The organism is Fonticella tunisiensis, assembly GCF_004364155.1.
GTDB lineage: Bacteria > Bacillota > Clostridia > Clostridiales > Caloramatoraceae > Fonticella > Fonticella tunisiensis.
Genome location: NZ_SOAZ01000001.1, coordinates 232,052 through 238,819 on the forward strand (window position 1 = coordinate 232,052; position 6,768 = coordinate 238,819).

Sequence of the window (6,768 nt, forward strand, 5' to 3'; positions counted from 1 at the left end):
GCTTTATGCCAAGAATAGGGATTACAGCTTATGATTTATTAATTTCATGTCCTGGAGATGTAATAGAATATTTAGATGTTATAAAAGAAAGCGTTGAAAGTTTTAACAGGGTATTTGGCAGGATAAATAATATTGAAGTTGTTACTAAACATTGGTCTACGGATAGTTATCCTCAATCTGGTGATAAGCCTCAAGAACTATTAAACAAGCAATTAGTTAGAGATTGTGATGCTGCAGTTGCCCTTTTTTGGACAAGATTTGGCACACCAACTGATAAATACGCTTCAGGAACGGAAGAAGAAATAGAAGAAATGTTATCTGCAGGCAAACAAGTATTCATGTATTTTTTGGATGTTCCAGTAAACCCGTCTCAAGTAGATATGGAACAATATAAAAAAATTATTGACTTCAGAGAAAAATATAAGGACAAAGGGATTTATGCTATCATAAAAGACAAAGAAGAATTGCGAAGACAGTTTACAAATCATTTGGCAATGTATTTTTTACCAATAATCTCAGATAATAATGTCACAACTTCTAAAAAATTACTGTCTATATTACAAATAAGAGATGTAAATGCAATTTCTGAAGAGCAGTATTATTTATACAATAGTTCTCTCGGGAATAGTAAGTTTATTAAGGAAAAGAAAGAGGATATTATTAAAAATATACATAGTATACAAAACAATACTTTACCCAAGCGTACTCAAGTCGTCTTAGAAGATGAAAAAATTATAAAAGAGACACCTGAATTTTTGAAGAATATTGAGATTAAAAAATTACTCGAAAATGTTAATATACCATCAATCTCTTTAAAAGATGCAGATATTCCAAATAGTTGGAAAGAAACAATCAGCAAATTTGCAGAAGAAAACCAGATTAAAATTAATGATGATTTCTGGAATGTAGGAGATCTGAAAATACGCATTCCATCAGTGGTGCTTCCATTTGGAAATAGTGGTTCTGTTTTAGAAGGAACTGATGAAGAAAAAGAACGATATGATTTGTTAAGAAATCTATATTGGGATATAGTCAGTTATAATGAATACATTGACTATTTTAGTTATATAGACAAACTTAATTTTGCAAAGCTCGCAATTTCAAATGTCGGCAATTCTTACGATGAAGATATTGATGTAAAGTTAATAATTCCAAAAGGTTACGTATTAAAGTATTTAGATTTGCCATACCCAGGTATTAATATTATAGAAGAATTGTTAGAAATGGAATTTATAGACTATTTATTTTCAATACAAGAGAACGATATTGTTGAAGGATATGGATATTATCCTGTACTGCCACCATCCTATGAAGATATAATACCAGCATATCCGTTTAACAAAATTAGTGTTTCAGAAGAATATAAGAGGCATAAAGAAAAATATAAAAAGTCTTTAGAACGCGTTTTTAATTATAAGATATTTGAAAGTGAAGAAAATGATATTTTAATATTTCATATTGGATATTTAAAACATAATACGACTATGGCATTTCCATCTGTTTTGATGTTTAAAGATACCCCTACGTTTATTGATTATGAGATTACATCCAAACACCTACCAGAAGTATTAAAGGGTAAAGTTGAATTTAGCAAAAAAAGAAAGGATAAATAAAATGTCTGATGTAAAAAATGCATATGATCAAATTTTAGATTTCATGAGTAACACAACGGAAAGAACACTACTGCTGCGTGGTATTGCTGACAAGGAAAAGCACCAGTTTCTTCTTAAAGCACTGAATGCTCAGGGAAATTTGAAAGGACTAGTTTATTTAATCCATACATCAAAGGATGGCATGGAGGACTTCTTCCGATGGGCAGAACTCTATAAAGTTAAAGTGCCAAAGAAATATGGACAAGGAATGAAATTATCAAATCTTACAATTTATTTTGATAATCTGACTATTAAAAATAATAGTGAAAAATACGACGATTATGCTTTTGATTTTATGATTATATGGCCGATTCAAAGTGTAACTAAAAATGAAAAAGAAATTCAGATGCTGAAAGAAATGGCCGAACGTCAAAAAACAAAAAAGATTATCTTTCTGACTTTAAAGGAACCTTGGTACAATCCGGATTCTTTTGAGACTTTTGTTGATCGAATAATTAAATTGGACTGTGAGAACGATGATCCAAAAGAATATCAGCGAATCCTAACAGCCTATGAAGATGATATGAAAAGACGTGGGTACTAATATACATAAGAAATCCATACTTAAATTCTCAGGGAAATGGTAGATATGTTCCCTTGAACCTCATTATTCCCAAAAACAGCCAAAAACCCATTGATATGTTTCCGCAAAAGCAAGGTTAAAAAACCAAACAAAGACATCAATCTGAACGGCTCGTTCCATATAGAGTGCGTGGTCTTGATGTCAAATGTAAAAAAATAAGGGCTGAAAAATGGCTTAAGTACAGGGTTTTCAGGCACTTTGCTGCCTTGGGTTTTTATGCCGACGGGTGGGTAGGATGCAGAAAACTCTGTTTTTGTTCGTTTAACCGTATATAATATGACATGCTCTAATATTCAGCGAAGATGGGTGAACGTGATGGATTATATATCTGCGTGTTGGCAATTCCTAAAGATGCCGAGAAACCCGCTGATGCTCGAATAAAAAGAAAAAATAGATAAAAAATTGATAATTAACTTCCATATCTATTCTCAATGATAGAGGGTAGTCTTGAAGAAAAATGCTGGCTGTTTGGAATCGGAGCATTGTTCATAGTTTTGACTTTTCTTATTAAAGTTGCTGTTCAAAAATCCAGATAAAAAATATGATGACATTGAAACCATTCAGGAGATAGTGAGAGCTTTAAGAAAAGCGGCAGCCTTTAAGAACGAAAGTTGCGGCATTCACATCCATGTAGGGAAGGAACATTTTACAACAAGAACACTAAGGAACTTGGTAAATATTATGGCAAGCAAAGAGGACTTGATTTACAAAGCACTTAAATCAGTTATTCCTTCCTTTTTTCCTTCTTCAATGGGATTAAGAATAGCATTTATAAATTTATTACTTATTTAACTTTATTTATTTTCAACTCTACTTTATAATCTCCAATAGCAATAGTCATTTTTTCATAAGTAGAACCATCATTTTTTACAAAATTTATAATAGTAAACTTGTTAGTAAACTTGTTATCATCATATAAAAAATTCCCACCAAATCCAATGCCATTTTCTTTAACAAGTGTAATTTGGTTTTTTTTAAGTTCATCATTACTAAATTTTTTTATAAGTTTATCATCTATACATATAACTTCACCTTTTAATATAATATCTTCATTATGTTGAAATACTTTAAAATTAGTTTCCCACTTTTTATCTTTAGATACACCATAATAATCACCTAAAGTAGTTAAAGATGATTTTGAAAAAAAACAACCGGATAATACTAATAAACAGAAGAAAAAAATGAGAAAAACTTTCTTAATTAACATTTAAAATTAACCCCCAAAATGTTATAATTTAGCTATAAATTACCATTAAGTTAATTATATAACAAAAAAAAAGGGAAAGAAATGAAAAAATACTTAAGAGGAGAACCTTGTAAAGCTTAAGAATATATTTAGGGATGATAGAGTAACTGTAGAGTTTGAAGACAATTTAGTGAATTCAGGCTTATTAAAGGAAATTGAGAATATTATTAAATTGAAGGGATATAGCTAAGGGTAAGTGAAGTTATGGTGTTAGTATAGTTTTGTGGACACAGAAACTCGAACAAATTAAAAGGTTCAACAACGAATTTTGTGATTTGAAAACTGTTCCATAATTTACATTGGAATTTCCATGGTAAAAAAGTTTAAAGTCACCCGATACCTCTATTATGATTATCTTGCAAACACAACCAAAAAGGAGGTATCAAAATGACTTTAGATTTAAATTTTATCGAAAGTTTGATCAGTTTGCAAGATATATAGGTAACATCTGTTAATGTAATTGGTGGAATTGTTTATATTAATGCTGAGTCTAAATATAGTTTTGCTATATGCCCAAGATGCAGGAAAATTACTCAAACTGTCCATGACTCAAGGCGTCAGCCATATAAACATTTACCTGTATGGGGCAAAGAAACAGTTATTATTCTTACTAAAAAGCGTTATATCTGCAGTTGTTAACCTGAGCATCCTTTTGATGAATCCTTTAATTTTATAAGGAAATAGAAAAGGATTACGACCCCATATGAGAAATATATATTTTCTCTAATACATAACCTTCATACCATCCCTATGGGCGTAAGAGAAGGTATTCAGGTGGTATCTATGGATATGAGTAGAGGATATTGCCATAGGCTTTTGTCTGTACGGGGGAGGTGTACTACCTACCACAAAATTCATTGTTGAATCAAAATTTAAGCAAATAGTTGCAATGAATCGGCATAATACTTAAATTCAAAAACAACATGAACCCCCTTAGTTTTAGAGGGTGACACTTTTGTCTAAATTCTATTTCAATGCGTATTTGTATCATCTTTCTATCACCACACACGTGGAGTGTGTAGCAAGGTTAGAAAGAAAACACAGTTAGAACCCTGATTTTATACCCTGATTTTATCAGGGTACTTTTATTGTGCGAAAATACATATGTTTCCAAAGACGAGGTGAGGAAAAATAAATGCTTCATATCGCTTAAAGCATTAAACATGCCTCTGACGGGAAATAAATAACCACTTACTTTAAAAATAGAGAAATATATGGCATAATACAATATACTTAAAGCAGAGTGAATAATTTGAAAGGGGAGATAGGATGAAAATTGATATAGACATCGATGAAAATTACAAAGAAACAACTATAACAATTAAAGCACCAGAGATGAATTCTGAAATTGCGGAAATATTGCAAAAACTTAAAAACACTAAAAGCAAGAGCATTATAGGCAAGGATAATCAAAAGATGTATATATTGAATCCACAGGATATACTGGTGTTTTATAGTAAAGGACAAAAGGTAATGGCAGACACTATTGATGGTACCTATGAAATTAAACAAAAACTCTATGAGTTAGAGGATGAGTTAAGAGGGATATCCTTTGTTAGAATTTCTAAATTTGCTATAGTCAATATAAATAAGATCAAGAATATAGAAATGTTTTTTAATGGAAGTTTAATAGTTAATTTTATTAATGGAAGACAGGAAATCATATCGCGTAGATACGTTGCTAAAGTAAAAGAATATATAGGAATAGGAGGTAAATAGTATGGAATATATTAAAAAATTTGTTTTAAGAGGTTTATTTGGAATAACTTTTGGGGTTTTCATTAATCAACTTGTATACCTAATTATGGCTTTGCAAGGTAGTATAGTTCAAATTTCTTCGGATATAATCATTTCTCAATTTTTTCTTGCGAGCTTAACTGGATTTTATTGTACAGGAATAAGTGTTATATTTGAAATCGAGGAATGGAGCTTATTACGTCAAACCATAACCCATTCAATTGCTATGCTTCCTTTTTTTCCAATATCAATTTATGCAGGTTGGATACCAGGAAATTTGATTGGAAGAGTAATATTTATATTAAATTATATATTAGTATATTTAATCATATGGTTTTCATTTAAAAAGTATTGGGAAAAGAAAGCTAAAGAATTAAACGAAGGGCTTAAAAAACGAAATAATATATAGTTATAGCAAAGAAACCTATATAGATTTACTAAAGCATATATAAGCTGTTTCTTTTTTGGATCGAGGACGGTTAATAGTTATTTCATCCATTCATAAAATCCTATAATGTGATGGATACCACCTCCTTTTCTGTGGTAAATATCACTGTAATAACACAGAAAGGGAGGGATTTTTTATGCCAGGAATGACACGTCAAAAATCATATGGAAAGAGAAATGTACAGGGAATTCTTACTTTCAGTTCTTTTACTGCAATCAATACTGCCGTATCGTTCTACAAGTCAATCATGAACTTGTGCAGCACTCATATCAGGATAATCCCTAAGCCACTCTAAAATCTCATCTTCATACTTTAAAAGTTTTCTTTTCCTATGTTTTCTTAACTTTAAAGCTTTGCATAATCATCAGGTGACATATTCCAGTATTTTGATACAGTTTCATAATTTATACCAAGATTTCTTGTTGTTTGAGATTTATTAAACCCAAGCTTTTTCATATCCTTAATTTCCCTAAACAATTTTCATACCTTTAATCTTCTCATTCTACTGCCACCTTTCAACAATTTCTATTGTATCGAAGAGAGCAGCTGATGTGTAGTATACTGGAAATTCTTCTTGGTTTTTATTTTCCGAAATCTCATGGTTTTATTTTACCACTTACAAGCTTTTTATTTTGTATTTTTTACAACCTTATAATTACTATAAATACAAAAATATGGTATAATATTAAAAATAATTAAGAATATGCTGCAAATGTAGAAATAATTGGTTATACCATATATAGAACATATGTTCTATATTAAATAATTGGAGGATATAACCATGGCAATACTTATCGATAAAAGAGATAAAAATCTAATCATCAAATTCGACTACTCACTAAAGAGAATCGAAAAGATAAAGGGATTCAAAGGCTACAGCTGGAATTCACAGAAGAAGGAGTGGAGCATACCATGAGTGTTTGAAAATGCCTGTGAGAAAGCCGGTATTAAAAAGGAAGTAACTTTTCATTCTCTAGTAAGCGTCAAATGTTTCCCACATAGAAATGTTGCTTTATTCATGAGAAAATATTCCTGAGAAAAGGAGGAATCGTATCATGAATAAAACAGAAATACGAGATGAATGGGAAAAGCGGATTGCTGC

General features: G+C 30.6%; 8 protein-coding genes and 1 pseudogene. 7 read left to right on the forward strand and 2 right to left on the reverse strand.

What is annotated here, in order from left to right; translation table 11 throughout:
• Positions 1 to 5 precede the first annotated feature (5 nt).
• The 3 genes and pseudogenes from EDD71_RS01135 to EDD71_RS01145 all read left to right on the forward strand — a co-directional run.
• Positions 6 to 1,613 (forward strand): hypothetical protein, encoded by a 1,608-nt coding sequence (locus tag EDD71_RS01135; protein ID WP_133626898.1) that lies wholly within the window; start codon positions 6 to 8, stop codon positions 1,611 to 1,613.
• A gap of 1 nt (position 1,614) precedes the next feature.
• The gene (locus tag EDD71_RS01140) at positions 1,615 to 2,196 is read left to right on the forward strand and encodes a hypothetical protein (protein WP_133626899.1); all 582 of its coding nucleotides are present in this window, start codon (positions 1,615 to 1,617) and stop codon (positions 2,194 to 2,196) included.
• A 564-nt stretch (positions 2,197 to 2,760) separates the two neighbouring features.
• Positions 2,761 to 2,955, forward strand: a pseudogene (locus EDD71_RS01145) (amidoligase family protein); the annotation flags it as partial.
• A gap of 64 nt (positions 2,956 to 3,019) precedes the next feature.
• On the opposite strand, the gene EDD71_RS01150 reads toward EDD71_RS01145, so the two are convergent.
• The gene (locus EDD71_RS01150) at positions 3,020 to 3,442 is read right to left on the reverse strand and encodes a hypothetical protein (protein ID WP_133626901.1); all 423 of its coding nucleotides are present in this window, start codon (positions 3,440 to 3,442) and stop codon (positions 3,020 to 3,022) included.
• Between the two features lie 546 nt (positions 3,443 to 3,988).
• Between EDD71_RS01150 and EDD71_RS16050 the strand changes: the two genes are divergently transcribed.
• The 3 genes from EDD71_RS16050 (at position 3,989) to EDD71_RS01165 (ending at position 5,627) form a co-directional block, all read left to right on the forward strand.
• Complete coding sequence (locus EDD71_RS16050) at positions 3,989 to 4,120, forward strand: transposase family protein (RefSeq protein WP_423244794.1); 132 nt, start codon at positions 3,989 to 3,991, stop codon at positions 4,118 to 4,120.
• Positions 4,121 to 4,750: 630 nt separating this feature from the next.
• The gene (locus EDD71_RS01160; RefSeq protein ID WP_133626902.1) at positions 4,751 to 5,200 is read left to right on the forward strand and encodes a LytTR family DNA-binding domain-containing protein; all 450 of its coding nucleotides are present in this window, start codon (positions 4,751 to 4,753) and stop codon (positions 5,198 to 5,200) included.
• 1 nt (position 5,201) lies between these two features.
• Entirely contained in the window at positions 5,202 to 5,627 is a 426-nt protein-coding gene (locus EDD71_RS01165) for a DUF3021 domain-containing protein (protein ID WP_133626903.1), read from the forward strand.
• 384 nt (positions 5,628 to 6,011) lie between these two features.
• Here the strand turns inward: EDD71_RS01165 and EDD71_RS15880 are convergent, their stop codons facing one another.
• Entirely contained in the window at positions 6,012 to 6,143 is a 132-nt protein-coding gene (locus EDD71_RS15880; protein ID WP_279232983.1) for a hypothetical protein, read from the reverse strand.
• Positions 6,144 to 6,447: 304 nt separating this feature from the next.
• On the opposite strand from EDD71_RS15880, the gene EDD71_RS15885 reads away from it, so the two are divergent.
• Positions 6,448 to 6,582: a hypothetical protein gene (locus EDD71_RS15885; RefSeq protein ID WP_279232984.1), complete on the forward strand. Its 135-nt coding sequence runs from the start codon at positions 6,448 to 6,450 to the stop codon at positions 6,580 to 6,582.
• The last annotated feature ends 186 nt before the right edge of the window (positions 6,583 to 6,768 follow it).

Bases quoted from the DNA above. Each gene is read 5' to 3' on its own strand.
- EDD71_RS15885 (WP_279232984.1), top strand. From the start codon at position 6,448: ATGGCAATACTTATCGATAAAAGAGATAAAAATCTAATCATCAAATTC.
- EDD71_RS01165 (WP_133626903.1), top strand. From the start codon at position 5,202: ATGGAATATATTAAAAAATTTGTTTTAAGAGGTTTATTTGGAATAACT.
- EDD71_RS01160 (WP_133626902.1), top strand. From the start codon at position 4,751: ATGAAAATTGATATAGACATCGATGAAAATTACAAAGAAACAACTATA.
- EDD71_RS01135 (WP_133626898.1), top strand. From the start codon at position 6: ATGCCAAGAATAGGGATTACAGCTTATGATTTATTAATTTCATGTCCT.
- EDD71_RS01140 (WP_133626899.1), top strand. From the start codon at position 1,615: ATGTCTGATGTAAAAAATGCATATGATCAAATTTTAGATTTCATGAGT.
- EDD71_RS01150 (WP_133626901.1), bottom strand. From the start codon at position 3,442: ATGTTAATTAAGAAAGTTTTTCTCATTTTTTTCTTCTGTTTATTAGTA.